Origin of the sequence: Novosphingobium aquae (assembly GCF_037572715.1) — a bacterium.
In the GTDB taxonomy this organism is placed as follows: domain Bacteria; phylum Pseudomonadota; class Alphaproteobacteria; order Sphingomonadales; family Sphingomonadaceae; genus Novosphingobium; species Novosphingobium aquae.
This window is the reverse complement of record NZ_JBBHJY010000038.1, coordinates 1-345: the sequence shown is the minus strand read 5'-3', so window position 1 is coordinate 345 and position 345 is coordinate 1. Positions and strand designations below refer to the sequence as shown.

Below are 345 nucleotides of genomic sequence, written 5' to 3'. Positions count from 1 at the left end.
GGGCGGCATGACCAAGATCCACAAGCTTTCCGGTATCATTGACGTCGGCGGCCTTCACTATGAGTGGGAACTGCGCAGCGAGCCGCAGTGGAGCGAGTCTGAAGGCTGGAAAGGCCTGACCGTTGCTTTGCTACGCAAGCACACCCAGCGCGGAGCCTTGCTGGAATTTCCCCCGCCAAAGCGCCTGCTGAAGGGCATGCAGCGCGGCCGTCTTCAGATCAACGACGCCATTTTATCACGGGGAATTCAGGCAGCCTTGCATGCCGGCTGGGAGCCTGAGTCTCGCGGGAAGCCGATGGTTTTCATGGTCGATGCAGATGGCAACTAGAGCCTGATGCAGCGGTA

The 345-nt window shown here is 59.7% G+C and carries 1 protein-coding gene; it reads left to right on the top strand.

Annotated features, from left to right (window positions below):
* Positions 1 to 7 precede the first annotated feature (7 nt).
* Positions 8 to 328: a hypothetical protein gene (locus WG900_RS20180; RefSeq protein ID WP_339970192.1), complete on the top strand. Its 321-nt coding sequence runs from the start codon at positions 8 to 10 to the stop codon at positions 326 to 328.
* The last annotated feature ends 17 nt before the right edge of the window (positions 329 to 345 follow it).